The following is a 20,893-nucleotide window of genomic DNA, read 5'->3' on the forward strand; positions in this document are numbered from 1 at the left end:
ATTAAGTAACATTCAAACCTTAAATTTAACAGCAAGCAAGTGAAAAATTAAATAAAAGGAATGACATTAAAGTCTCAGTGCTATTTCGCGACGGAGAGCTGTGGCGGGCCACGTCTGGTGTCGGTGGCGGCATGACGTAACGGGCTGCCTGTTTTTCCGAAAAACCGCTACGTTCACGCTCTGGTCCTTGTCGTGGGCCAGAACCAACTTCAAACGCAATTAAGCCTGTGGGGCAAGGTCAAAGCAGAATCCGACAAGTTGACAGAGGGCGTTCGCCTCACTCGCTGCCGCTCCCGAAAGAAAGCGTCGTCTTAGACAAGTTCGTTAATGGCGCAACGACGCTAAAAAGGTGGGGTCGACCTCAGCGATCAGGTGCTCGGCAAGTGTTCGCCCACTTGGGGTGGCCTGGTTGTATGCCTCTACGATGTCTAGCTTGTGCGCGGGCCAACGAACTAGAATCAAGCGTAGATCGCGTCGAACCATATCGCCTAATTCGATGTCTTCTATAGGCCCGATCAAGCGAAGAGCCAACTTCAGTCTAGCAGGAATGAGCTTTTTTTCACTAGGGCCAGTATAGTAGGCCATCTTTATTTGCGCAGTCACACCTTGGCGCGGGCTCCACTTGTACCGCTCGGAAAGTGTAGCAAATGTCAGCCAGACTTCGCTGCGATAGGGCGAGTACCTTAGCGCTAATGTAAGGTCGCGGCGCACGTCGTCTTGTGCCGAAGTCGACGCGGCTGTCGCGTTTTGCAGTAGGGATGAGCCGGCTAACCCGCTGTTCGCCCATAGATCTCCGCGTACGATCGCAAGCGACGCTGCGCGCTTAAGGCTTGTATGTCGCGCTACCAAATCGAACGTGCCGCTATGACCTAAGATTGAGGATCGATCTTGTTCGGGAAGTAGAACCCAGACGGCTTCCCCCGCAAGCGCCACGCCGAAAACAACCAGAGCAACTCGAGCCACCAAATGGTTGAGGCGAATTGGCTTCGCAAGGAACGAGCTTGCTGCTAATGGTTCTGCGTATTGTTCGTTCCTAGAATGGTCCTCGTCTGTTGAGCTGTGACGCTGGGCCACCGCTATTCCAATCGCAGCCGCAGCAAATAGCAGCGACGTTAGATGCAAGAAGTCGGTGTTAGCGAACATCACGATCGTGATCGCGCCTAGTACGCCGGCTCCGGCCGCTGAATATACATAGTCCCGTCCTCGTGAAAGAGCAGCTCTCGCAAGGACTGCGGATCCGCCAATCAATGTCAGGAGGAACATTAAAAGAAACGCTCGTCCCATCTCGACGATGATCTTGACAGACGGGCTTTCGGTGCTCTCCGGTGGATCTTGTTCGAGATCGCGATAAAGCGGCAAAAGATCTTCTTCCGTTCCGGCTCCAAATCCAAGAACTGGTGCGTCAGTAAGCCAACGCTCTGTCACGATCTGGCGCCGGGATAACGCTGGGTCTGTCTGATCTACACTTCTATAAATCGGGGAAAATGCCAAGGTGCCGACGAATATCATTAGGACGACGGCTGCTACGCCCGCCTTTTCCCAAGCTCCAAAAAACCATTTCCGGATCAAAAAAATGCAGAGCGGAACTGCCGCTCCAAATGCGGCAGCAATAATTACTACAACGTCTGACTGAAATAAAATGGTAGTCGCACAGAGGACAAGTACTAATGCTGCGATCATCAGACCAACTATCGATCGCCGCCGCAATTCTCGTCGGCTGCGTTTGCGGGGCAGTTGCTCCCATCCATTGATCATGGTCGCGCAGGCCAGCACTAGCCCCACAACTACGATGAGCGTTAGGTTGGGTTGAGAGCCGCCAAGTCTAAGATATCCCCATTGTGAAGTGATCTGGAAGCAAGCTGCGAGTCCAGCGATCGTTGTGAGCGAGTACAGAGTTCCCTCCGCCAAACGCCGCTCAGAAGCTACTGCAACAGCCACAATTGTTACCGCGATTATCGCAGAACATCGAACTAAGGAAAGAAGGGTTGCGCCGACGTCGATTGTTACGGTGTTAGGAATCGGTAGGTTCAAAGCTGTCGCGGTACTCGTCCAAACGGGATTGGAAAGGTAGCCCCCTGGAATGGGCAAAACCTGCAGGAGCATTTGCAAGCAGGGAAGCACCAAGAGGCCGATGATCGTCGGTTGTAAGATTCTGCTTAGTCTAACAAAAGCTCGTCGGCGCAGGAGCAATGCGATCCCAAGAACAGCGATGGCGAGAATGCCAGCGACAAGCCCTGTTAGGAGGTCGTCCATCAGTTTTCCGAACATCGAGTAAAATAACGCTGGCTGAGGCTGCAGTCGACCCAAGAGGCATCTGTCTTCCAGATGACCGCGACATTGCTCCCCTTTGTAGAATTTGGGTTGCTCAGGCGAGCAGCGTCACTGGCGACCTCCGCGCAACAGTTGTCCTGATAACGGCGAGAGAAGCGGATGGTCGTTGCTATTGTATCGGGGTCGGCGTCGTGATGACCGTGGCGGCGCTACCTTGAATCGTGTTTCTCAAAATGTAGCCATTGGTGGCGTAAGTGATGGGATCATTCGCCGTAGCCATAACCGTTCGCAAGAAGGTCAGGAACTTCGTTGTCTCTGCCACTGATGCGTTCGAGGTGTAGATGACATCCTTGTTCCGCATCTCGAAGTTTTGCGCAAGGAAGTAGCCCGAGGGATCACGAAAATTGATGTGATATATAACCGGTACAATGGGTCCCTCGAATCTCGAGCAATCCACTCCGAGTTCCGCTGCAACCTCGCGCGTCTCCCCTCGATACAGGAAAACCCAACTGGGATCAGCGAGGCCATCGTTCAACCCCCCCTGTTTTCCAACTGCCTCCGCAAGTGACAGGCGCCAAGCGTCAAACTTGAATTGTCCCTGGTTGCCAGCTGCTCCAAACGACACGAAAGTTTGAGGCTGGCTGTACAAATAGATCGCGTCATTCGGCAGGGCGAAAATGTTATTGGCCGGTTCGTAAACCAGCGCTCCGAATGGCACACTTGCGCGATGCCCTTGCCGCTCCAGGGAAACCCACATGTCGTACCCTTGGTTACTCGGACCTCCCGCTCGCGCGACGGCATCCAGTATTCGCTCGCCCGATGGGCTTGCCGGAAAGCGTCCCGCAAGGCGGACGTCACCTAGCACCGAAATGAGCGAGGTATTTTGTTGCGCAACTGCAACCACCACCTGAGGCTCCAAGGCTCGTGCCTTGAGGGCAGCGACAATATCGGCTCGAATCTCAGATGGAGTTCTTCCCTTAGCGGGCACTTCGCCTGCATACGGAACCGCTATGTTTCCTCTTTCATCCACCGCCTGGTTGGGGATCGTCACGAAGTTGCCGGCGCGCACGCCCGAATCGGAAGTAAACAGCCCGCCCGCCGCAGCTTCAAAGATCGTAATGCTAACAACGTCACCGATACCAAACCGGAACGCCTTTGGCGGTGTCCTGTCTGCGAATGCTGAAGATAGCCGTGGGGTGTACCTGCCGAGGATGCCAACAGTCTTGCGATCGACATTAACGAGGGCGTAGGGCACATTGACCGGCTGACCGCCTTCCGATCGGTTTAAAACGTCCACGCCTTGCGGACCACTGGTCGGCACAATGGAGCAAGCGGCACATGCTGCTGCCAGCAGCATGACACCACCCTTCGCCAAAACTCGCGCGACAATGGACAGGAAAATTCTCCAAGATCGAAATCAATGCGTCTGTGCACAAAATGGCATTTTGCAGCGATTCAGAACAGGAGATCATCCGTCTTTGAAAGCGAATCAGAACTGGTGTTGCTGTCTTGCAACAAATTCTTCAGCCGTGGTCTGAAAGACCGTAATGGGCGTAGTGACTGTCGCTATAATAGTCGCTCCGGTATGCATCATACCGGGCCATCGATTTAATGTCGGTTTTGTTCATAACCACTCCGATCACATTTTCATAAACGTTTGGAGCCGTGTGCAGTGCGTGCCGGACCACGTCGGTTTTGGTTTCGCCCCATTCAACCACAAGCACATATCCATCCACGAGCGCGGAAGTGGCTCGAACGTCCACTATCGGCGTTAGCGGGGGAAGATCGACGACGATGTAGTCGTAAGTCTTTCGCAATCTATCGAGAAGCAATCGCATCTGCTCGGTTGTCAGGAGTTCACTGCTGCTCAGAATCGGTCGACGCTTCACCATCGGCAGGAAAGCCATATTGGTCTTGGCGTCACTCCACATCGCTTCTTCCAGCGAGTGAGTCCCAAAAATAACGTCAACAAGGCCGACGGTAGCTTGCGGGGCGAGCGCTCTTGTAAGCGAGGGTTGCCTGAGGTCGCAATCAATGAGCGCGACGCTTTTTCCACTCTGCCCGATAAGCTGGGCTAGAGCGGCTGCGATCGTCGTCTTACCTTCGTGTGGTAGCGACGAAGTAATCCCAATCACCTTGTTCGATGATTGTGCGGGGTTGAGGTCGATCCCCAGCTTAACCGCTCGAATGGACTCCGCGTACCTGGAGAGGGGCATGTTCACCACGGTCCAATGCAATGGCGAAGCCGTTGATACTGTCTTGGAACGGAGTTCCTGAGATGCTGCTGCATCGTACGGCTTACGTCGAGCGGATTTTACGAGAGGCAGAAGTGGCACAACGGAAAGGCAGGGCAGACCTAAGGCTGCTTCTACTTGGTCCGGGGTCCTGAACACCCTATCCATCGTTTCGCGGGCAAACCCAAGTCCGGTGCCAAGACCAATCCCTCCCAGAAGTGCCAGCGCGAGGATGGCTAACGTTTTCGGCTTACTCTTCTTTTGCGGAGGAAACGCCGGATAAATTACCCTTGCTTCGGAAATTGGGAAAGATTCTTGCTGGGCTGACCCCATATACCGTTGTAGAAAGGTCTCGTAAAGGGAGCGATATCCCTTCGCTCTGCTCTCAAGTTCTCGTAAAGTCACTTCTGCGGAATTGGTGGTTCTCGATTGCGAGACAGCCTCATCGAGTTGCTTCTCCAACTCCTGTTGACGTCGTTTGGCGAGCTCCAGCTCACTCCTACTAGTCTCGGAGAGTCGGCGGACTTCGTCGAGCACGGAGGCTCTGATCTCCCGCATTCGGGCGCGGAGATTGACAACGCTCAAATGGTCCTTGCCATACCTCACAGACCATTCGCTTTCCCGTCGTACCAATTCGAGATATTGCTGCCGCAAACCAGTGATGATCGGGCTGTTCAATACATCCGATCCGGCAGTATCAAGCGTGCCAATCGACTGCGATACCTCGGGATTATCCTTGAGGATGCTCTCGTAACGGTTGAGACGGGCAAGCGCGTCGCCAGCATGAGCGCGCGCCGCAAGTAGCCGCGTGTTTATTTCTGAAACTTGCTGTTCATCCAGAGGCTTCCCACCCGTGGATATAATGTTGTTCTGAGTTTTGTATGCGTTAACCGCACGTTCAGCGGTTTCCGCCTGCTCGCTTAGTTGCTGAATTCGTTGTTGCAGCCAGACCGCGGCGGTTCGATTGGCTTCAAATTTGGCGTTCAGTTGATCTGCAATATAAGCTTTGGCGATGGCATTTGCAATTTCGGCCGCTCGGCCAGCATTATTCCAGCTGAAACTGACTTCGATCACATTGCTCACGTTGACGCGTCCGACCGCCAACTGTTCGAGAAACACGGGAACCAGATCGTCGTTTGACTTCTCCGGCGTTTCGTAGCCGTCGCCGGCGATAGATGCGCCGAACCACGCCCGAAACCGCCTTGCGACGGCGGCGAGGCGCGAGTTAGAATGCACTTTGAGGTCAGCTGCGAGGTTGAGTTCGTCGATAACCGTAGCCGCTATCGTCCGGGAACGGAGGATTTGGATTTGCGTATCGAGCTGTGTCAAATCGAAAGAGGGCTCGGCAACAAGTGACTGCTGTTGGATGAATTGAGCTTTGGGGTTTCCAAGCAATAACTGCACGTGTGCAGTATAGGTCGGTGGCGTAATGCGCAGATACATGGCGCCAACGGCCAACGAGAGCACCATGCTGAAGATAATTAGGCCGTATTGACGATGCAGGAAGCCTCTTGCGAAATTCAGAAGCGCGCCGATTCCCTCCTCTTGCATGCCCGGACTCGCGTCGAAGGGCTCTAGTGAAATTCGTGACCTGTCGATCTGGGGGAGATTGTTTTGTAACATTATCTAGCCGCAACCTACCGAGGGTGTCAGACGGGAACGAGATCCAATCATCGCCCGTCATCTATGGATGCGGCCGACCTTAAGAGGTTACTGTAGCGAAGTGGGGGGTGTTTTCCAAATTAAATATCGATTAATTATAAATGATCGAGTCGGGTTGCCGATCGAGTTCATTTGGCTCAGGGCGAGGGCGGATCTAACAAGGGTTCCCGTCAATAGGCGATATTGGCCGACAATTTTGAAGAAGCTCAATGAAAGTAATTTTTTAATTATTGCATTTAATAAGATTCCGATGGATAAGGAAACGGCATTGAATTGAATATCGGTTTCCTACGCGATTGTGCCCAATAGGGCGTTCAAAGTGCGTTCGCCTTGGCAGTTGAACTAACGCAACCATCAAAGCTGATCGCCCTACGCCATCGGCACGAATTTGTTGGTTTGATTGAACGGGAGAAAACTTGTGCGCGTTCTTTTGACTGGACACCTCGGTTATATTGGTACGATTTTGGCGCCGATGCTAGTCGGTGCGGGTCACAGGGTAATAGGTCTTGATAGCGACCTGTACTCCCGCTGCACATTTGCTTCGGGCGGTGAAATAGGCGAAATCGCATCTATTCGCAAAGATGTCCGAGACGTTGAAGTGTCAGACTTCGCCGGCTTCGATGCGGTTCTCCATTTGGCGGCGCTCTCGAACGATCCGCTCGGCAATTTGAAGCCAGGCATCACCGATGAAATCAATCATCGAGCGAGCGTGCGCATCGCTGAGTTGGCCAAGCAGGCCGGCGTCAGTAGGTTTGTGCTTGCTTCTTCCTGCAGCAACTATGGCCAGGCCGGGGAAGAGATGATTGATGAAACGGGTGCGCTCAACCCTGTAACGGCCTATGGCGAATCGAAAGTGATGTCAGAGCGCGATATTTCAGGGTTGGCCGACGACAACTTTTGTCCGGTCTATCTAAGGCCGGCGACGGCTTATGGTGTTTCTCCGCGGCACCGCTTCGATATTGTGCTAAACAATCTTGTTGCGTGGGCCTTTACCACTGGCAAGATTCATTTGAAGTCGGACGGAACCCCGTGGCGTCCCATCGTTCACATCGAGGATATCTCCCGAGCTTTTATTGCTGCGCTTGAAGCGCCGCAGGAGCAGGTATTCAATGAGGCGTTTAATGTCGGCCAGACCGTTCATAACTATCGCATTCGCGACCTGGCGGAAATCGTTGCCAGTGTGGTGCCGAACTGCACGGTCGAATTTGCGGACGATGCCGGTCCCGACAAGCGATCGTACCGTGTAAGCTTCGAGAAGATTCGCACAAGACTGCCGGAATTCAAGCCTCAGTGGGACGCTCGAAAAGGAGCAGAGCAACTCTACGGCGCTTATCGAAAGTCGAGCTTGACCCTGGAGGAATTCGAGGGGCCAAGGTATCAACGAATTGCACACATCAACAAGTTGCTGGCGGAAGGCATCTTGGATGCTCAGTTGCGCCATTCGCGGCCCCGACTTCAGGCGGCATCATGACGAAGCTTCGGTTTCTCTCCTGAATAGCTCGTCACGGAACGTCCTGGCAAAGACCGTATGTCTTTGCCATGGAAATCCTTCGGATTTGCAGTGCCGGCTGCGGCGTCCGGGGACGCTGCGTGCCATCGCAAGACATCACCAAGATTCGTCCGTTCTGTGCGCTCGACGCACCAAACTGAGCAGGCGCGCGAGGCGTAAGCTTCGATGATCGGGCCTTCAGGCTCCCATCTCGGAGATTTCGGACAAGGATCTGAACTAAGGTCTGTTTGGATCATCTTGAGTTTATCACGGCTGCGGTGAGATTGATCATTGCTTCAAAGCTGATGTCAGTTTTGTCGGCTCGCATGGCGATCCGCTTGAATTCTTTGAGCTTGCGGAAGAAGTTTTCGATCAGATGTCGCCATTTGTAAATTTCCTTGTCGATGGCGAGAGGCTTTGCGCGTCAGCGGGTGCTGAGAGATGACAACCCTGGCGCCGCGTGCGTCCAGTTCGGCGATGATGGTGTTGCTGTCGAACGCCTTGTCTGCGATCAGCAAATCGAAGGTCAGCCCTTCGATCAACGGCGGGACGCCCACCGTGTCAAAGCGCTGTCCGGGCAGCAGTATGAAGCGCACGAGATTGCCGAGCGCGTCGGTCAGTGCCAGGATTTTGGTGGTCATTCCGCCTTTGGAGCGGCCGATGGCCTGGCTTTGCGTCCCCCTTTTGCCCCCTGTCCGTGGCGGTGAACCTTGACGATGGTGGCATCGACCATAACGTACTCCATGTCCGACTCGCCTGAGACCGCATCAAACATGCGTTTCCAGACGCCCGCCTTCGCCCAGTCGCGAAAGCGCGTGTACGCGGTTATCCAGTTGCCGAAGGCGCGCGGCAGATCGCGCCACGGACTGCCGGTGCGGGCAATCCACAGCACGGCTTCGACGAACAGCCGGTTGTTCTTGCCGCTCCGACCGGGATCGCCCGACTTGCCAAGACAAAGCGGCTCCATCTTCGCCCATTCGGCCTCAGTCAATACGAATCGGTCCATCCCAAGCTTGAATCACAGCCAAGCGAGGATGAGGATCCTGAATCCAAACAGACCTTAGTCCACGTTTCAGGCACAATGAGCCAGCAGACAGTCTGCCCGGCAACGGCGAAGGATCGGGCAAAAGGAGCCCGCACCGGTCATGCGCTGGGTGAAGCAAAGCCACATCGAGTTTGGTCGAATGAACTTCATGCAGTAGCCGCTCAGTGCTCTTGATGCGGTCCAAGGCGCCGTTGATCCCGCGCGAGCGGCATCCCTGTGATTAATTGGCCGTCCAAAATTAATCCTATTGCGGGAAAATAATATTCAAAGTAAAATATCTTAAATATAATTTTAGAATGCGTGTTTCCTTATCGTTGGTTGCATCAATTTTTGGGCGGGATCAGTCAAAGATGCTTACTGCGGATCAGACAGCTGGGGTGTTGAATAACACAGGTACCTCGGCGGCCAGCTTATCCAAAAGGAAATGCTGCCGTCTATGCGGTGCCAAGCTCACCGCGACGTTCATCGATCTAGGAATGTCGCCACTATGCGAGAGCTTCTTGCCCTCCGAGCAGCTCGACCAGATGGAGCCGTACTTCCCGTTGCATGTCCTAGTCTGTGATCGATGCTTCCTGGTTCAATTGCAGGAATATGTAAAGCCGTCACATATCTTCACTGAATATGCCTACTTCTCGTCCTTTGCCACCTCGTGGGTCGAGCACGCGCGTCGGTATTGTGAGGCGATGGTCGGTCGTTTTGATCTTGGATCGAAGAGCCATGTCGTCGAGCTGGCGAGTAACGACGGCTACATGCTTCAACACTTTTTGCCGTTTGGTATTCCTGTTTTGGGCATTGAGCCAGCCGCCAACGTGGCCGAGGTTGCACGAGGCAAGAATGTACCCACCCTGGTTGAGTTTTTCGGACTCGATCTAGCAAAGCGTCTTGTCGCGCAAGGTAAGGCGGCTGATCTAATTATTGGCAATAATGTTCTGGCGCAGGTGCCGGATCTCAATGATTTCGTGGCCGGAATGGCCTTTCTGCTGGCGCCGAACGGAGTGGTCACACTCGAATTCCCGCACTTGGAACGACTAATCGAGGAAAACCAGTTCGACACGATTTACCACGAGCATTTCTCGTATTTCTCGCTCGTCACCGCCGATCGTCTAGCACGCAGGCACAATCTGCGTGTGTTCGATGTCGAACAGCTCGTAACCCATGGAGGGTCTTTACGCGTCTATCTTTGCCATCAAGAGAGCGCGCACGCCACGTCTCCGCGAGTCGGCGATCTGTTAGATCACGAGCGTAAGGCTGGATTTGAAGACATCGGAAGCTACTCCAGATTTGCTTCCAACGTTCACCGTACCAAGCGACAGCTGCTGTCATTCCTGATCGATTGCAAGGAAAAGGGTGCGATGATTTGTGGATATGGTGCGCCCGGTAAAGGCAATACCCTCCTCAACTACTGCGCAATTGGAACCGACTTTCTGGATTTCACGGTTGACCGCAACCCCTACAAGCACGGTCGCTACACGCCCGGCATGCACGTTCCGATCCTTCCGGTCTCTGCCATCGATGAAGCGCGGCCGGATTACATCCTCATCCTGCCGTGGAATCTAAAAAAGGAAATCGTTGGGCAGATGCGACACGTTGGCTCGTGGGGGGGGAAGATGATTGTGCCCATTCCCAGAGTTGAAGTGATAGATCCGCGCGATTTTGGGAATTAAAGCCATGAAGGTTGTTCTTTTCTGTGGCGGCCTCGGTACGCGGATTCGCGAATATTCGGAAGCCGTTCCTAAGCCGATGATACCGATCGGCCACCAGCCGATCCTTTGGCATGTCATGCAATATTACAGCCAATATGGTCATCGCGACTTTGTCCTTTGCTTGGGTCACAAAGCGAATGTCGTAAAGGAATATTTCCTGAACTACACGCAAGCGGCTAACAGCGATTGCGTGATTTCGCAGTTTGGCAAGAAAGTCGAACTGCTCGGCGAGCGGCCGCCGGATTGGCGTGTTTCGCTCGTTGATACCGGTATATGGCGAAACATCGGTCAGCGCTTGCTGGCCGTACGAGAATTCGTTCAGGACGAGGAAATCTTCCTTGCTAACTACAGTGACGGTCTGACCGACGCCCCACTCCCCGAAATGATCGATCGCTTCAAGAAGAGCGGCAAGATTGGTTGCTTCATAGCCATACATCCTCCAATCACATTCCACCTTGCTGAGTTTGACGAAAAAGGGACCGTGCAGCAAATGCGCGCGAGTCAGGAGTCGGCCATATGGATCAATGGCGGTTACTTCATCTTTCGCAAGGAAATATTCAATTACATCGAGGAAGGTGAGGAACTGGTGGTCCAGCCGTTCAATCGCCTTATCGAACGGGGTGATCTGATGGCCTATCGATATGAAGGCTTTTGGCGGGCGATGGACACGCTGAGAGATAGGCAAGTGCTCGAAGAAATGATTGAGCGCGGGGACACGCCTTGGCATTTGCATGATCGGATCAATTCTGCGGTGAATTCGTGAGAAGGCTTCGGATCGTCGAGCCGGGCGATCACTTGTCAGTGCTATGCTTGGGCGCGCACTCGGACGATATTGAAATTGGCGTTGGGGCGACGCTCTTGAGCTGGCTGGAGCAGGGCGTCTTTCTTGATGTTCATTGGTGTGTTCTTAGCGGAGCCGGCGTACGCGAAGCCGAAGCGAGGGCGTCGGCCAATGATTTCTTGGCGGCGGCCTCGAGCCGCGAAGTCGAGGTGATGCCTTTCAGGGATGGCTTCTTTCCGGAGCAGGGCGAGCAGATTAAGCTCTGGTTCGAGGCATTGAAGGAGCGAGTCGACCCTGATTTGATCTTCACCCACCGGGGCGGCGACGCCCATCAAGACCATCGGGAAGTCTCTCGTCTGGCCTGGAACACCTTCCGAGATCATCTTATTCTCGAGTATGAAATTCCGAAGTGGGACGGAGATATGGCTAGAACTAACACTTACATGCCGGTCACGTCGTCTGCGCTTCAGCGGAAAATTGACCTGCTGATCTCTCACTTTGGTAGCCAACGTTCCAAGCAATGGTTCGATTCCGAGACCTTTCGTGGCTTAGCTCGGCTGAGGGGAATGGAATGTCGGGCGCCCGAGCGCTACGCCGAAGCTTTCATTGCTCGCAAGCTTTCCTTGATGTGATGGTTTGACGACGTTCGCCAAGCCAGTCTTACTGTCTCACTCCTAGGTGACTGCCGTTGGTTGCTCGCTGCAGCAAATTTTCGGCGACTTCGTTAGAATGAGGTCCGTCGTGACTGTCCATGATAGATTGGTTCAAGTCTCTTTTCGAGGCCCTGGCTTTGATCATGTACGACTGGTGGCGGCCACTATTGTACTGCTGCATCATTCACGCGGATTGCAGTATTCCGACGTTCGTGATGACCCGCTTTTGTACTTTAGCGCGGGGTATATGGATTTTGGCCGTCTGGCCGTCGTCATCTTTTTCGCCATCAGCGGCTTCCTCGTCACTCCCGGATTGGTCCACACCGCAAACGTCGTGAATTATGGAGTCAATCGGTGCGCCCGGATATTTCCCGGCCTCATCGTCAATGTTGTGTTGACGGTACTCCTGCTTGGTCCGTGCCTGACGAATTATTCGCGGTGGGCTTACTTCAGCGATCCCAAGACCTATCTTTACGCCAAGAACATTCTGACCTTGATGGTGAACCATCTGCCGGGCGTAGACACCCTCGATGGAAGGCCAGCAGTCGTCAATGGTGCCCTTTGGACACTCCATTTCGAAGTGCTTTGTTACATCCTCCTTGGGCTGCTGTGTGCGGTAGGCTTGTTGAGCCGCCGATATTTCGTTCTGGCGCTGTGGTGCACCTCATACGCCGTCTATGTGGCTATCGGTAATGGATCCGAGCACAATGGCAATTTCGGGCGGCTGGGGACTTTTCTGAGCTTGTTTGTCTTCTTCGGGAACGGGGTCCTGTTGTATTTGTTCCGCGAGCGCATCCCCTTCTCCTTAGCCACGGCGTGCGCTGCCCTTGGAGTCCTTGCTTTCGCATTACCGCTTGGCGCAGGACGAGCCGCTATGCCGATCTGTTTGCCGTACTTGATGATGTACCTTGGCCTTTCGGCCTTGCCTGGAAAGATGCCTCTCAGGCACGATCTCTCGTATGGCGTTTATCTGATTCACGCGCCGGTCTTGCTGGCGTTCAGTCTCATGTTTCCTAACATGCATACTTGGCTGATCGGCGCAGCCGTCGTGCTGGCTGTTACTCTCATACTCTCTTATGCGTCCTGGACATATATTGAAGGTCCGGCCCTAGCTCAGAAGAATGCAGCGGCGAACTTGATTCGCAGCCTTCTTAAAGCAATCCTTCCGCTCAAGGCGCGCACAGCGGGTCGACCTGCAACTTCGCCGAAACTTGGGAATGTTGAAGAGTGAAGCGGAAAGGTCGCCCTTTTGCGATTGAGCGAGCTGCTGACCTATTGTCGTTCACTCACCCCGAATAAGAAAACAGTTTTCGGAACTCGCTGGTCCAGCATGAGCACCCTTCTCGTTCCGTCGTGTAGATTAACCGTCCAACTATGTGCGCCCAATTGCCGCGTCACTTGAATCCCGTCGGCAATTGGTATGGAGTCAAAATGTTAAATGACTTATGCAGAAATACCCGCAACGGTAGCGCTGTGACGGCGAGACCTTGGCTGGGGCAAAATGTCGTGTGCCGTCACGTGTGGCGCTGTAATGGCTTATGTGCTCGATGGACATAAACGTGCTTTCGGCGGCGAAGTGAGTGACTTCCAGTGGGAAAGACTTCCGCTCAGGCAAACGTTAAGCGGGTTGCGAAGCTTGCAATCAGCTCCGTTTACTATCTGACAATCAGCCTCGCACGGCTGGGGCTGAAACTTATGCGGCGCTCCGCGAGCCGTGATCTCATTATCCTATACTATCATGGCGTTCCGCCGGCATACCGGTCAAATTTCGCTAGGCAGATGGATTTAATTCGACGTTGGGCACAAGTGGTACCCGCCTCGCATCGCGGTAGCTTACCCGATGGCAGGCAAAATGTAGCGATAACGTTTGACGATGCTTACGTGAGCGTAGCTGAGAATGCGCTGCCCGAACTACTCTCGCGGGGATTTCATGCTACGATTTTCGTTCCCGCTGGCTCGCTAGGACATCCGCCCAAATGGTCCATCGAATACGACAGTCTTGATGCAGATGAAACGGTGATGTCGGCAGAGCAAATCATTGCGTTACCGTCCCCGCTTGTCGCACTTGGTTCCCACACAAGCACTCACCCTCATCTCTCCAGGATAGATGCAATTGCCGCACAGGAAGAGATTGAGGGTTCGCGTGTGATGCTTGAGGAGTTGACTGCGCAGGAGATTCGCCTGCTGGCCTTCCCGTACGGAGATCACGACGCCTCCACTGTGGAATTGTGCAAAGCGGCTGGCTACAATTTCGTCTTCAGCGTAGTACCGGATTCGGTCGATCCGACAGCCTCTTGCTTTGTCAGGGGCCGCGTGAAGGCCGATCCATTTGATTGGCCTCTGGAATTCTTCCTGAAGTTTCACGGTGCCTATGCTTGGATTCCTCTGGTTTCATCGTTGAAATATCGGATGCGCGACTGGCGCCGTGCGCGCCAGGTTCGGCGACCATCCTATGGACACCAGGGTTAAGTCAGCCGCAGGTTATTCGCACTGCTGTACGCCTTGTGCAGAAAGACGCTAATAACCCTTCGCCGCATGACGCGCCTTTTCGAAGAAGTGAAGAATACCCCGCCTGATATTGTCAGGCGGACATTCATAGGGGCCGACGTCTGTAACAGCGCGGCCGTTCAAGCCCTGTTTGAAGCGAAACACGCCGGGATTATGCTCTTGATCAATGCCGCCAAGGTCATAGTAGGTATTGCCGGCAGCTCTGGCATATTCGATGACCGTCCAGTGCAAAAGGTATGAAGCACGCAAGTCGCGCCCTTCGGTGTTGGCTGCTCCAAGCAAGTAAATGGCTGTGTCGCCCAAGAAGCTTCCGAGATGTCCGGCAACGAGCTCTTGTCCATGCCACGCGAGGTGCAGGACGAGCTTCTGCCCCGCAGGGATGCTCGACTGTACCTTTTTAAAGAAGGAGACATCCTGGTTCGCTTTGAAATTCTTCTGCTTGGTGAGATCGATGAAAAGGCGCTCGAACAGGTCAAAGTCGTTCGGGTCGAACGAGCGAGTTATCCTGACGTCCGCCTTCTCCGCTTTTGACAAGTTGCGGCGCCAGTGGTGATCGGCGCTCCTACGTAAAGAAGTGAGGGGCTGCGTGAGATCAAGTAAGAAGGTTTGTCGTGGCTTATGGTGAACGAGTTGCCGAAATCCAAGAGCTTCCAACGCCTCAATCTGAAACTCCTGAAAGTTTCCGCCGAGGAGCGTGGGAACGACGCGTAAGAGTAGCTTGCGACGTTCTACGTATTCTTTGCGCAGTGCCTCGACGCAATGAGCAAACGTCTCGGCAGAGAAGATTCCGTCGCGGCTAATTACGGGGGCATGGCTCAAATAGCCTATCCCAAGCGACGTCATCGGGATTTTCTTGACGCGAACGTCCGCCAGGCCGATTAGTGTCTGGTTCTCGAATAATCCGTTAAGCTCAGATTCCGCGCCGACCCTTCGAGCGGCGGCTGCGGCATAGCTACCAACCTGGCGATAAGACGTATCGCGAAACAGGGGAGTAAATGAATCCCAAGTATCTTCTGTCAGGCGCTTAACGGTTATGGTCATTGTCCGCTCAGTTGGCGAGCACGAGGCCGCTCGGAGTTGCGTTGAACTTATAGCTGGAGCCGCGCGGCGGGGAGAACACTTTGTTATTGATTCATTTGGCGGCGGGACCCCGGTTGCGCGAGGCGAGAGGTACCATCTCGCTCCCAGTTGGGAGCTTTGGTGCCGCGACGATATCTGGCTCTGAATCGGGCAATAATATTAACTCCGGAATAGATTAGCAAACCAGGCCACAATTGAAGTCTTGGGAGCAGCCCAATTAAGGTTCGATGATTGGCGCTCGCTTTATTTATTCGGAGTTCCGGAAATTCACGGTCGATTTGAAATGTACCGGCATATGCCCGAGTTCTTACGCGGAGCAACTGTGTGATCGTGCGCGGAGGAAATACCGTCGATTTCACGGCCGGCAAGGTTTCCCGCTCGTCAGGCGCGAATTGGAGGCGGACAAAGATGTCGTCCGCTATAACGTCCGGAAATTGGTTGAAGCGCTTACGGCCTTGCTCCGATAGAGCGTAAACACCGGATCCGCCGATGCCCTCTCGAGCGGACGGCAGTCGGGATCGAACCTCATAATACAGGCGGACGAGCCACGAACAGTCCTCCAAGCTGATTTCCGGCGTCGGTGCTACCGCCAACACGGTTGTTCCTTGCGCGAGGCGGCGTGCCAAGGCCTCGATTGCATCAACTGTAATGACGATATCGGCATCGACGTAGATCCGTGGAAACGAACCAGATATCTGGTCGCCGAGGTTCAGTGCGTGGGACTTGCTCGCGATGTCGGTCTCGATGACGCGCGCCCCGGGAGCACTCCTCTGGGCGATTTCGCAGGTATCATCCGTGCAGCCGTTGCAAACAACGACGATCTGCATTCCGTCAGCGCTCGGTTTGTTGACCCAGGTGCCCAAGGTCCGGGCAATCACTGAAGCCTCATTATGCGCCGGAACGACGATTGAAATCATAACCGTCTCACGCCCGAGCGGGTCGCTCCAACCTGTTCCTGTTGCATGGTTTAATTCAAATATCGCTTGCGTTAGATATGAGCGTACCTTATTAGTTGATTTAAATAGGACGTCAATTTAAAAATGCAATAGTAATTTAAATATGAATGCCGTTCCTGGGTGTGCTTGATGTGTGGAGGCACTAAAAGTGGAAAGCTTAGTTTATAGCTCGGTTAACCCTTCGCCGGACAGCAAAGACGCTTCCTCATTATATGAAGTTCGCTCGGACGAAGCCGGCTCGTTCAAGATTAGCGTTTTCGGAATCGGCTATGTTGGGACAGTTTCCGCAGCTTGCCTGGCTCGGGACGGGCATGAGGTAACCGCTGTCGATGTGAATCAGGACAAGGTTGAAACGCTCAAACAGGGCTTGTCGCCGATCGTCGAGCCGAGGCTCAACGAAAATGTCCTCGCAGGCGTTAGCGCCGGTCGATTGAGAGCGACGACCGAGTCTTCGAAGGCTGTCTCATCAACGGACATCTCTATGATCTGCGTTGGTACTCCATCGCAGGAAAATGGCTCTATCGAGACTTCGTTCGTTTGTCGCGTAGCGCAGGAAATCGGAGAAAGCATCGCACGCTGCACGAATTTCCACTCCGTCGTGATGCGCTCGACAATGCTGCCCGGCACGATGGATAAGTTGATTATTCCGATACTGGAGCATGCTTCAGGCAAGCGGGCAGGTGAGGGATTTGGGATCGCTTACTATCCTGAATTTTTGCGGGAAGGAACGGCCATCGCTGACTACGACGATCCGGGCGCTATCGTCTTCGGCGTGATTGATGATGATCCGGTGACTCTCGCACGTCTGACTAAGATTCACGCGAAGTTCTCGCGAACACCCCAAGTCATGTCAATCCGCGCCGCTGAGGCGGTCAAGTATGCTAATAATGCGTGGCATGCGACCAAGATAAGCTTTGCGAACGAAATGGGATTGCTTTGTAAAGTGATGGGCGTTGATAGCCACGAGGTGATGAATGCGGTGGTGAGCGATACGAAGCTGAACATCTCTCCCGCGTATCTGACGCCCGGATTTGCATTTGGGGGGTCCTGCCTGCCAAAGGATCTGAGCGCGTTGCGCTATGCGGGCAGGATGGCTGACGTTGAGACGCCGTTCTTGGATGCGATTCTACAAGCGAACGAGAACCAGATTCGTAGCGCCTATCGTCTTGTCGCAGCGACGGAAAAGCGGCGGATCGGTTTGGTAGGCTTGAGCTTTAAGCCGGATACGGACGATCTGCGCTACAGCCCTATGTTGGAGCTCGCCGAGCGCTTAATTGGACGGGGCTACGAGCTGGCCATTTATGATTCGAATATTCGTCTATCACGCCTTACAGGTGGGAACAGAGAGCATGTGGCGCGTCGTCTCCCGCACATCAGTTGCCTGCTTCGCGAATCAATGAGCGACCTCGTCGATTTCGCTGAGGTTCTCGTTATTGGCAATCGTCATGAATTCCAGAAGATTTCATTGCCTCAGATTGATCATGAGAAAATCATCATCGATCTCGTCCGCATTCGGCCGGATCGGCAAACTGGGATAAACTATCGCGGAATTTGCTGGTAACTCACTGACGCGACAGTCATGGCGATGGCATCAGTTGTAGACGCTGCGCGGAGTATCCGGCAACGGAGAATTCTTATCATCGTCGAAAATCTTCCGGTGCCGTTCGATCGCAGAGTCTGGGCGGAAGCTCAGTCTCTGCGCAGAGCGGGCTACCAAGTTTCGGTGATATGTCCACGCGGGCCGTTCGCTGAAGCACCATTCGAGACGATCGACGGTATCGATGTGCACCGTCATCCGTTGCCTATTCAGGCCAAGGGCAAGTTGGCCTACGTCGCCGAATACAGCAGCGCGTTGTTCTGGGAGTTCGCTTACTCGCTCAAGGTATTCTTTGGGAGAGGGTTCGATGCAATCCACGCCTGCAATCCGCCGGATCTAATCTTCTTGGTTGGCGGCTTCTACAAATATGTCTTCGGGAAAAAATTCGTCTTTGATCATCACGATCTGAACCCCGAGCTCTACGAGGCGAAATTCGGGCATCGGGGCGTTTTGTGGAAAATTCTCGTCCTTCTTGAACGAGTTACCTTTAGGGTCGCCGACATTTCTATTGCCACTAACCTTTCCTATGCTCGCGTAGCCGTTCAACGAGGTCGAATGGACCCTGACCGCGTGTTTGTCGTTCGCTCGGGACCGAACCTTGCTCGGGTGCGTGAAGTGCCTCCCGATGAGTCGTGGCGCAACGGTCGATCGCATCTGGTTGCTTATGTTGGTGTCATCGGTGAACAGGAAGGGATTGATCTCCTGCTTGAGGCGATCAAGCACATCACTGGCTCGCGGCAACGATCCGACATCCAGTTCGTCGTCATGGGCGCAGGACCGAACTTGGAGACACTGCGACATGACTGTGCCCGAATGGATCTTTCGCCATTCGTGACGTTTACGGGAAGGGTGGACGACACCACTCTGTTCAAGGTTCTATCAACGGCGGATGTTTGTGTGAACCCAGATCGTCCCAATGCGATGAACGATATGTCAACAATGAACAAGATCATGGAATATATGGCATTGGGCAAGCCTATCGTGCAGTTTGATTTAGCTGAGGGACGGGTGTCGGCTCAATCGGCATCTCTCTATGCCCAGAACACCAATACGATCGACTTCGGCGAGAAGATCCTTGAGCTCATCGACGCTCCGGAGAGACGTCGGGAGATGGGAGTTTTTGGGCGCCAACGTGTGCGCGACGAACTGTCTTGGGAGCACGAAGAACCGAAGTTGATTGCAGCCTATGACGCCGTGTTTAAAGAACGACACAAACTACGATCACGTGCGTAGCGTGGCCGCGGCGTCTTCTTTCGACGAATCCGACTAAGGCGTAGTCCAGATCCGGAGGATTCTGGACGGGTGGTGAATGGAGTTTCGTTGCCTTGAGACGGGCCACAAGGTCCCGCCTCATGCACGGACTCAGTGGCTCTATCTGAATACGACCGAACGAAGAGCATTAAGTCAATTTGTCGAATTTGAAGGTCGCCAAGCAATAAGCTAGTTTTCCAAATCGCATGTGCTGCCTAAAATGCTTGTTACGGCGCCGGAGCATGTGTCGAAGGCGAGCGTGAGCCGACGCTATCATCATGATGGCTTGCTTGTCGAAGTGAGTTTACAATGATTAACGGTCTCCGCCTGAGCCGCGTTTCGGAGAGAGTGCAGTGACGCACCGCGTAGGCGCAACTGGTGTTCATATTCCGAGCCGTCGGCTGGTGCTCAACAGGGGACCTCGGAAGGCCTTTGCACACACCACTAGGCTTCCAACCGGTCGCGCCAACCTTTTCGTTGCTTTGCTTGCCTTGGCAGGGGTTATCATTCCTCAGGAGGTAGAGCTATCCCTCGGAGCGGGTGCCAGGTTCACTCCGGGACGGCTCGCTGCCGTGTTGCTAATCGTTCCGGCTGTAGTTGCGCTGTTCCGGAGGGGGCGTTCGTTCATATTGTGCGATGGACTTGCTGTCGCGACAGTCGCTTGGATGATTGTCGCCAGCGTCAGCTCGAGCGGGGCAGGCGCAATACCAACCGCCGGGGGGGACGCCCTGGACTTTATCGGTGGTTACCTGATCGCGCGGGCATACTTCTTCGGGCGCCCCGCGCTTGATACATTCGTTCGCGTTCTAAAAATCTTTGCGACTATTGCGATTGCCTTTGCGATTGCTGACAGCATTGCTGGTCGGCTGATTACCCATGACGTTGTCACCGCCATTTTTGGAGGAAACGAGTATCACGGAGAACTAAGAAACGGCTGGGTGCGAGCGGCTTCTACCTTTCCACACCCGATCCTTTTCGGAATATTTTGTGCCTTGACCGGCGCCATATTCCTCTTCTCGGAGACGAGCGCGCTCCGCAGGAGTGGATGGGCCGGCCTCAGCTTCCTTGGATGCCTCCTGGCCCTTTCGTCGGCAGCGTTGATGACTTTCGTAATTATCATTGCGGTCTTCACGTACAACCAGTTGCTGAAGAACTACTGGTGGCGATGGCTCGTGCTTTGGATGATCATTGGCGCCTTTACGTCAGCCGCATCTGTCATCCTGGAGCACCCGTTGAGCTGGATCCTCTCCCATTTGACGCTGGACCCGCAAACCGGCTTCTATCGCATTATGATCTGGGATGTAGCCTTCATGTACATCGCTCAATCCCCGATCGTCGGATTCGGCTACCAAATGGTCGGCAACTGGATTCTCGATGGGACGGTCGATTCAATTTGGCTGGTCTACACGCTGCGATTTGGCCTCCCGATGGTGATCTTATTCTTTTGGACGAACGTTGCGGCAATCGCCCCCAGGCGGTCAAACGCGATGTCGGTTGCCGATTTTCACATGGATCAAATGCGGCGCGGGTTTACGCTGGTGCTGCTTATGCTCATGTTTACTGGCATAACAGTCCATTTCTGGAATTATATGCTGACGTTCTGGGGACTCTGCCTTGGCATTCGGGCCTCGCTGCGCGAGTCAGCCGAGTAAGACTAAACCTC

14 protein-coding genes and 1 pseudogene are annotated in these 20,893 nt (G+C 53.9%); 9 read left to right on the forward strand and 6 right to left on the reverse strand.

The window, feature by feature from the left end:
* Nucleotides 1–324: 324 nt before the first annotated feature.
* The 3 genes from AC0L21_RS15675 to AC0L21_RS15685 form a co-directional block, all read right to left on the reverse strand.
* Complete coding sequence (locus AC0L21_RS15675; RefSeq protein ID WP_473262733.1) at nt 325–2,253, reverse strand: hypothetical protein; 1,929 nt, start codon at nt 2,251–2,253, stop codon at nt 325–327.
* Between the two features lie 187 nt (nt 2,254–2,440).
* On the reverse strand, nt 2,441–3,628 hold the full coding sequence (locus AC0L21_RS15680; protein ID WP_473262734.1) for a polysaccharide biosynthesis/export family protein: 1,188 nt from the start codon (nt 3,626–3,628) through the stop codon (nt 2,441–2,443).
* Nucleotides 3,629–3,794: 166 nt separating this feature from the next.
* The gene (locus AC0L21_RS15685) at nt 3,795–6,056 is read right to left on the reverse strand and encodes a polysaccharide biosynthesis tyrosine autokinase (protein WP_473262735.1); all 2,262 of its coding nucleotides are present in this window, start codon (nt 6,054–6,056) and stop codon (nt 3,795–3,797) included.
* A gap of 529 nt (nt 6,057–6,585) precedes the next feature.
* On the opposite strand from AC0L21_RS15685, the gene AC0L21_RS15690 reads away from it, so the two are divergent.
* The gene (locus AC0L21_RS15690; protein WP_473262736.1) at nt 6,586–7,638 is read left to right on the forward strand and encodes an NAD-dependent epimerase/dehydratase family protein; all 1,053 of its coding nucleotides are present in this window, start codon (nt 6,586–6,588) and stop codon (nt 7,636–7,638) included.
* A 271-nt stretch (nt 7,639–7,909) separates the two neighbouring features.
* Here the strand turns inward: AC0L21_RS15690 and AC0L21_RS15695 are convergent.
* A pseudogene (locus AC0L21_RS15695) lies at nt 7,910–8,662 on the reverse strand (IS5 family transposase).
* A gap of 389 nt (nt 8,663–9,051) precedes the next feature.
* On the opposite strand from AC0L21_RS15695, the gene AC0L21_RS15700 reads away from it, so the two are divergent.
* The 5 genes from AC0L21_RS15700 to AC0L21_RS15720 all read left to right on the forward strand — a co-directional run bounded on the left by AC0L21_RS15700 (nt 9,052) and on the right by AC0L21_RS15720 (nt 14,307).
* Complete coding sequence (locus AC0L21_RS15700; protein ID WP_473262737.1) at nt 9,052–10,365, forward strand: methyltransferase domain-containing protein; 1,314 nt, start codon at nt 9,052–9,054, stop codon at nt 10,363–10,365.
* A 4-nt stretch (nt 10,366–10,369) separates the two neighbouring features.
* Nucleotides 10,370–11,167, forward strand: coding sequence for a sugar phosphate nucleotidyltransferase (locus AC0L21_RS15705; protein ID WP_473262738.1), 798 nt, complete (start codon nt 10,370–10,372; stop codon nt 11,165–11,167).
* A complete protein-coding gene (locus AC0L21_RS15710) occupies nt 11,164–11,817 on the forward strand; it encodes a PIG-L deacetylase family protein (RefSeq protein ID WP_473262739.1) in 654 nt (217 codons plus the stop codon). Before AC0L21_RS15705 ends, AC0L21_RS15710 begins: the two co-directional genes overlap by 4 nt.
* Nucleotides 11,818–11,926: 109 nt before the next feature.
* Entirely contained in the window at nt 11,927–13,069 is a 1,143-nt protein-coding gene (locus AC0L21_RS15715; protein ID WP_473262740.1) for an acyltransferase family protein, read from the forward strand.
* A gap of 548 nt (nt 13,070–13,617) precedes the next feature.
* Nucleotides 13,618–14,307: a polysaccharide deacetylase family protein gene (locus AC0L21_RS15720; RefSeq protein ID WP_473262880.1), complete on the forward strand. Its 690-nt coding sequence runs from the start codon at nt 13,618–13,620 to the stop codon at nt 14,305–14,307.
* Between the two features lie 48 nt (nt 14,308–14,355).
* Here the strand turns inward: AC0L21_RS15720 and AC0L21_RS15725 are convergent, their stop codons facing one another.
* Together AC0L21_RS15725 and AC0L21_RS15730 are read right to left on the reverse strand one after the other, a co-directional pair.
* The gene (locus AC0L21_RS15725; RefSeq protein ID WP_473262741.1) at nt 14,356–15,387 is read right to left on the reverse strand and encodes a lipid II:glycine glycyltransferase FemX; all 1,032 of its coding nucleotides are present in this window, start codon (nt 15,385–15,387) and stop codon (nt 14,356–14,358) included.
* A gap of 83 nt (nt 15,388–15,470) precedes the next feature.
* Nucleotides 15,471–16,343 carry a glycosyltransferase gene (locus AC0L21_RS15730; RefSeq protein ID WP_473262742.1) on the reverse strand — a complete coding sequence of 291 codons (873 nt, stop codon included), beginning with the start codon at nt 16,341–16,343 and terminating at the stop codon, nt 15,471–15,473.
* 187 nt (nt 16,344–16,530) lie between these two features.
* On the opposite strand from AC0L21_RS15730, the gene AC0L21_RS15735 reads away from it, so the two are divergent.
* The 3 genes from AC0L21_RS15735 to AC0L21_RS15745 all read left to right on the forward strand — a co-directional run bounded on the left by AC0L21_RS15735 (nt 16,531) and on the right by AC0L21_RS15745 (nt 20,882).
* Nucleotides 16,531–17,943, forward strand: a complete 1,413-nt coding sequence (locus AC0L21_RS15735) for a nucleotide sugar dehydrogenase (protein ID WP_473262743.1) — start codon at nt 16,531–16,533, stop codon at nt 17,941–17,943.
* Nucleotides 17,944–17,961: 18 nt separating this feature from the next.
* Nucleotides 17,962–19,212 carry a glycosyltransferase family 4 protein gene (locus tag AC0L21_RS15740; protein ID WP_473262744.1) on the forward strand — a complete coding sequence of 417 codons (1,251 nt, stop codon included), beginning with the start codon at nt 17,962–17,964 and terminating at the stop codon, nt 19,210–19,212.
* Between the two features lie 683 nt (nt 19,213–19,895).
* Entirely contained in the window at nt 19,896–20,882 is a 987-nt protein-coding gene (locus tag AC0L21_RS15745) for an O-antigen ligase family protein (RefSeq protein ID WP_473262745.1), read from the forward strand.
* The last annotated feature ends 11 nt before the right edge of the window (nt 20,883–20,893 follow it).

The sequence above is a fragment of the Bradyrhizobium sp. WSM4873 genome (assembly GCF_055811355.1).

Bases quoted from the DNA above. Each gene is read 5' to 3' on its own strand.
- AC0L21_RS15675 (WP_473262733.1), bottom strand. From the start codon at position 2,253: ATGGACGACCTCCTAACAGGGCTTGTCGCTGGCATTCTCGCCATCGCT.
- AC0L21_RS15680 (WP_473262734.1), bottom strand. From the start codon at position 3,628: ATGCTGCTGGCAGCAGCATGTGCCGCTTGCTCCATTGTGCCGACCAGT.
- AC0L21_RS15685 (WP_473262735.1), bottom strand. From the start codon at position 6,056: ATGCAAGAGGAGGGAATCGGCGCGCTTCTGAATTTCGCAAGAGGCTTC.
- AC0L21_RS15700 (WP_473262737.1), top strand. From the start codon at position 9,052: ATGCTTACTGCGGATCAGACAGCTGGGGTGTTGAATAACACAGGTACC.
- AC0L21_RS15705 (WP_473262738.1), top strand. From the start codon at position 10,370: ATGAAGGTTGTTCTTTTCTGTGGCGGCCTCGGTACGCGGATTCGCGAA.
- AC0L21_RS15720 (WP_473262880.1), top strand. From the start codon at position 13,618: ATGGATTTAATTCGACGTTGGGCACAAGTGGTACCCGCCTCGCATCGC.
- AC0L21_RS15725 (WP_473262741.1), bottom strand. From the start codon at position 15,387: ATGACCATAACCGTTAAGCGCCTGACAGAAGATACTTGGGATTCATTT.
- AC0L21_RS15730 (WP_473262742.1), bottom strand. From the start codon at position 16,343: ATGATTTCAATCGTCGTTCCGGCGCATAATGAGGCTTCAGTGATTGCC.
- AC0L21_RS15740 (WP_473262744.1), top strand. From the start codon at position 17,962: ATGGCGATGGCATCAGTTGTAGACGCTGCGCGGAGTATCCGGCAACGG.
- AC0L21_RS15745 (WP_473262745.1), top strand. From the start codon at position 19,896: ATGATTGTCGCCAGCGTCAGCTCGAGCGGGGCAGGCGCAATACCAACC.